We start from the raw sequence: 4,721 nt of genomic DNA, 5'->3' as shown, positions 1-4,721 counted from the left end.
ACAGGACCGCCAGCGCCCACAGGCCGACGCCGATACCGGCGGCCAGCAGCATCATCAGCACGGTCATCGGCTGCCCCACCCCGCCCCCGCCGGCGCGGTGACGGCGGTCATCGCCGGCGCCGTGGGGTCGTCGCCGTCAAGGAAACGACCAGGAGTCTCGATCTTCGCCATGCGCCGTAGCCACCCGAATCCACCGGTGAAGATCGCCCCCACGGCGAGCAGGACCATCTGACCCGCGGCGGTGTTGTACGGGGACAGGAAGGCCCGGTTGAAGACCACCAGGCCGCCGGCGAAGACGATGCTGGTCACGACGACGACGCGCATCGTGGTGCGCATCCTCGCCCGGCCGACCTCGATCCGCCCCAGCATGTCGACCTGCGCGCGGGCGGTCGCGGCGAGCTGGCCGAGCAGCCCGGACAGCTGCCGGGCCTGGTGCTGGCTGGCCAGGATCAGTGCTGCGATCACCAGGTCGGCCAGCGGATCGTCAAGGTCGTCGGCCAGCCCGCGCAGGGCGGGCGCGAGCCGTTCGCGGTGCCCGATCCGGGTGGCCAGCACCGTGACCTCGCCGCGGATCGCCGGCGGGGCGGCGGGCGCGGTCGCCGCGATGGCCTGTTCGAGGCCGGCCGCGGCGGCGAGGGTGTCGCGGAGCTGTTCGGCCCACACCGCGATGCCCTGCGTGCGGGCTACCTGGCGGGCCTGGTCGCGGTCGGGGCCCAGCATCCGGGGAAGGCCGAACACCGCCATCGCGATCAGCAGCCCACCGACAACCCAGCCGGTCAGTGCGCCCACCACGATGCCCGCGACAACCGCGGCGGTAGCCCACCGGCCGACGTGCGGGTCGTCCCGCCACGGCAGAGAACGCCACCGGCGGGCAGGACGCGGCTCCTCCTCGGCGGATACCCCGTGCCAGCCGTAGACGATGAGCAGCAGCCCGGCGCCGACGCCCAGGCCGAGCAGCCCGAACAGGCCGGTCATGACCACCACCCCCGGGAAAGCAGATCCGGATCGAACCCGACGTCGACCAGGCCGTCGAGCAACTCGCCGGTCGGCGGGGCAGCCGGCAGGGCACGCCGGTCGGGTCCCGGTCGGTACAGCTCGTTCGTCACGACCTGCGCGCCGTCGGCGTCCACCACCTCCCGCACGCTGGACACCACCCGCCGGCCCCGCTCACCTCGCGGCTCGACGAGATGCACCACCACGTGAATCGCGCTCGCGATCAGCAGGTTCGTGGCCTCCAACGGCAGCCGCTCGGGCCCCTGCACCGCGTAGCTGGCGAGCCGGGTGAACACGCCACGGGAGGTCGAGGAGTGCAGCGTCGTCATCGAGCCGTCGTTGCCCTGGCTCATGGCGTTGAGCATCGGGATGACCTCGGGCCCCCGAACCTCGCCGACGATCACCCGGTCCGGGGACATCCGCAGCGCGGCCCGGACCAGGTCGGACGCGGAGATCGCCCCCTCGCCCTCGGTGTTGGCTTCGCGGACCTGCATCGCCACCACATCCGGGTGCGCCTGCTCGTTCTCGTCCAAGCCGAGTTCGTACACATCCTCGACCGTGACCAGTCGTTCGGACGGTGGGATCTGGTCGGCCAGCGCGAGCAGCATCGTGGTCTTCCCAATCGCGGTACCACCGGCCACCACGATGTTCTTCCGCGCCTTCACCAGCGCCGCGAGCAGGCCCTCCAGCCCGTAGTCGATGGTGCCGTTGGCGCGCAGAGCACTCAGGGTGACGTGGCGAAACCGGTGCCTCCGGATACTCACGGAAGGCCGCTGGGTGACCGCCATCACCGCGAACACCCGGCTCTTGTCCGGCAGGTGGAAATTCACCATCGGGGCGCCGCGGTCCCAGCGCCGCTCTTCCACCCCGGCGTGCGCGGCCAGGTCCCGGATCAGACTGACCAGCTCGGCGTCGGATCCGGTGATCGGCGGTAGCCGGAGGCGGCTGCCGTCCGCCCGGCGAATGAACACCCGATCACCGTTGACGTTGATGTTCTCGATCGACGGGTCGGTCAGCAGCGGTTCGAGACCGCCGAGCCCGAGGACCTCGGCGAGCACCTCGTGGATGAGCCGCTGCTCGTCCTCCGGCCGCAGGACCGCGGCCCCGCGCCCCAGCTCCGCGGTGGTATGTGCCTCCGTGAGATCCACGAGGACGGCCAGGGCGAACGCCTCCCGCGCGTCCGCGGCCAGCGGCGCTGCGCCGGCGTCCTCGTCCGCCCGCAGCCGGGCGGCCAGCGCGGCGCGCAACCCCTCCCGCAGCCGTGCGCGCAGCGCCTCGGCGGCCGACCCCGACGTACGTCCCGGCAGATCCGTCGGCGTGACCGGCCCGCCCCGTGGTGCCAGCAGGCCGGGCCAGCCCGCGCCGTTGCCGGCCGTCGTCCGGCCGGGGTCGTTCCAGGACGGCAGGGTCATCGCGCCCCCGTCCGCGTCGGGGGCAACGCGACCCGTCCGTCGCCACCGGGCGGCGCCACGGGTAGCCCGGGTGGCGCGGGTTCGGCCGGCACACTGGCGGCAAGAGCGCCGGCCATCTGTGTCACGGTCCGGCCGAGCCGTGTCCGGCCGATGCCGGACCGGCTCTGTCGACGGCCGGCGAGCACCCCGGCGGCGGCTGTGTCATACGGCAGCGGCCCCAGCACCCTGGGACCCAGCACCCGGGTGATGTCGCGGACCCGGTAGTCCGGCGTCCGGCCCGGCTCGGCGACGACCACCACATACCAGGCAGGCACCTGCCAGCCCTGCACCACATGAATCCGGGCCGCGAGGTGCGCCAGCTCGTCGTCGCGCGGTCGTACGACCAGCAGCAGCACGTCCGCGGCGCGCAACGCCGGCGCCGCCGGGGTCAGCGGGTCCAGCCGGCCGCAGTCCACGATCATCGGCCGGCCGTCAGCCTGCGCCGCGGCCCACAGCAGCGACCAGCCCCCGCCGCCGAGCTCGCCGAGCACCTGGCGGGCATGCTCGGCCCCGGCCGGCGCCGGCAGCACCTGAAGGCCCCCGGGCAGCTGTTGGACATGCTCGTCCAGCGGGCGCGGCTGCCCGCCGCGGCGGCCGGCGGCGGCCAGCGACACCAGACCCCGCCCCGCGGCCAGCCCGAACCGCGCGCCCAGGTCACCACCCGCCGGGTCGGCCTCCACCACCAGCGGCTCCCCGCCGTCCGCCGGCCAGCGATCCGCTAGCGCGAGCGCCAACGTCGTCGTCCCGGGGCTGCCTTTCAACGACCCCAGCGCAATGATCATGTGGGGTTCACCGGCCCTGGCCATTGACGGTGACGACGCCGATCTGCCCGGCCGGGGCCGCCGCCAACGCGCGGGCGTCCTCCTCAGCGAGCTGAAGCGACACCACCGTCGTCTGATCGGTGTCATGGGCCGCCACGGAGACGACTGTCGCCTCCCACGCACTGGCGGCAGCCCCCGAGGACGCGGTCGAGACCGCGCTGGTAGCGGGCGCGACGACCACCGTCACCCGCGACCCCGCCGACAGACCCGACGGGTATTGGCCGGCCTTCAGTGCCACCGCCGCGATCGCGGAACCGGGCGGGGGGACCTGCGCGGCACCCACCGCAGCCCGGGTCAGCACGGTACCGGCCGGCAGACTGTAGGCGACGGGCCGGCCGAGCACACGGTCGCGCTCGCCGGCAGGGACCGTGTCCACGCCGTCGGCGGCGATCCGCACCTCCCGCACGTCCGCCGCCGCCAGGACCTGGCCCACCGTCACCGGACGGGCCAGCACCAGCACCGGCGTCCGCGAGCCCACCCGGGCGCCGGCCAGCAGCCCGGCGGCGGCGCACCCCACTACCAGCACCACCCCGAGCAGCAGGTAGGGAACCCTGCGGCGCCGCCGGGTACCGCCGGTCAGCCGGGTGGACGGTGCCGCACCCGCGCGCCGGCCGGCGCGGTCCCCGCCGGCGGTGCGCGGCGTCGAGGACGGTGCGGTCACCACCCCGCACCCCCGACCTGCGCTCCGCCGGGACAACGAGCGGCCCGGCTCGCCCTGGTCGCGTCGGTCACGGTCGTCATCAGCCACCGCCCGTCGTCAGTGCCGGCACATCGATCACCCGGGCCGCCGCCGTCGACACCGTCGTCAGCCCCGGGAACACCCCCGTCTGGCCCGCGCCCGCCCACGACACGTCCCAGCGCACCGTCGCCGTCACCGCAAACGTCCCGCCGGGCGCGTCCAGCGACCGGTTCCGGTAGGTGTAGCCACAGTCCGGACTGGCGCTCGCCGGATCGGCCCCCGGCGGGAACGGCGTGCCCGGACCGAGGCAGGTCACCGTTGCGCCGTCCCCGAGGGACCAGGTCACCTGCACCGGCTTGGCGACCGCGGTTACGCTCACCCCGCCCGCCGCGGCCGTCGCCGACATCGGGCCCCATCCGGCCGGGTCCAGCCACAGCCACGTCGGCAATCGCACCAGCTGATCCCCGACCGGATTCATGTCGATCCGCGGACCGGCCAACCGCAACTCGTTCCGTGCCTGCTCCGCCAGTGCTGCCGGGTCCGGCGCGGGCGCCTCCACGCCCGGTGCCGCGTCCGGAATCCACACGGGGGGCCGGTACAGAGCGTCCCGCACACCAGGGGTCGTGCACTGGAACACATACCAGGCGCCCGGCCCCTGCCCCGCCTGCGCAGCCACCGGCCGCACCGACAGCTCCGACGACTCGAACACCGCCGCCCGCACCACCAGGCCCCCGCCCTCCGGCGGCCGGTAGAACACCGGCCGCCGGAGGGCGGGGG

Annotated in this window: 5 protein-coding genes; all 5 read right to left on the bottom strand. The window is 74.7% G+C overall.

Features of this window, described 5'->3' with window-relative positions; translation table 11 throughout:
- Nucleotides 1-63: 63 nt before the first annotated feature.
- Nucleotides 64-975 (bottom strand): type II secretion system F family protein, encoded by a 912-nt coding sequence (locus NBZ85_RS27770; RefSeq protein WP_055752558.1) that lies wholly within the window; start codon nucleotides 973-975, stop codon nucleotides 64-66.
- Nucleotides 972-2,405 (bottom strand): TadA family conjugal transfer-associated ATPase, encoded by a 1,434-nt coding sequence (locus NBZ85_RS27765; RefSeq protein WP_261562949.1) that lies wholly within the window; start codon nucleotides 2,403-2,405, stop codon nucleotides 972-974. The genes NBZ85_RS27770 and NBZ85_RS27765 overlap by 4 nt, the downstream gene beginning before the upstream one ends.
- Entirely contained in the window at nucleotides 2,402-3,226 is an 825-nt protein-coding gene (locus NBZ85_RS27760; protein ID WP_055752559.1) for a MinD/ParA family ATP-binding protein, read from the bottom strand. The genes NBZ85_RS27765 and NBZ85_RS27760 overlap by 4 nt, the downstream gene beginning before the upstream one ends.
- Nucleotides 3,227-3,233: 7 nt before the next feature.
- Entirely contained in the window at nucleotides 3,234-3,926 is a 693-nt protein-coding gene (locus NBZ85_RS27755; RefSeq protein ID WP_256790386.1) for an SAF domain-containing protein, read from the bottom strand.
- A 79-nt stretch (nucleotides 3,927-4,005) separates the two neighbouring features.
- Nucleotides 4,006-4,721 (bottom strand): ATP/GTP-binding protein (locus tag NBZ85_RS27750; RefSeq protein ID WP_261562947.1); only part of this gene is annotated, 716 nt, incomplete at its 5' end.

The sequence above is a fragment of the Frankia tisae genome, from assembly GCF_025403405.1.
In the GTDB taxonomy this organism is placed as follows: Bacteria; Actinomycetota; Actinomycetes; order Frankiales; family Frankiaceae; genus Frankia; species Frankia tisai.
The sequence above is the reverse complement of the archived record's forward strand: the minus strand, read 5'-3'. Positions and strand labels throughout refer to the sequence as shown.